The sequence below is a fragment of the Fructilactobacillus sp. X7R7C1 genome, from assembly GCF_059901065.1.
In genome coordinates, this window is sequence record NZ_JBWXVF010000011.1 from 1 (window position 1) to 230 (window position 230).

1 protein-coding gene is annotated in these 230 nt (G+C 43.5%); it reads left to right on the top strand.

The features are described 5' to 3' along the window. Positions 1–230, top strand: a 230-nt coding sequence (locus tag AC6UDC_RS06945) for a family 1 glycosylhydrolase (RefSeq protein ID WP_500721927.1), incomplete at both ends; no start/stop codon positions are given.

A 230-nucleotide genomic window follows, 5' to 3' on the forward strand; every position in this document is an offset into this window, starting at 1 on the left:
TGCAAGCCTGAGGATCAGCTGGCGGCCTTGAATGCCAACGACCTCCGAAATTTCTATTATCTTGACGTGTATTTTAAAGGTTATTACACCGATGCTGCCTTCAATTATTTGAAGCAACATCAGTTGGCACCCGAAATCTTTGACGACGATGAAACCCTCTTTTCACAAAATATCTCCGATTTTCTTGCTGTCAACTATTATGACAGTCAGTGCGCTCACGCTTGTCCTGA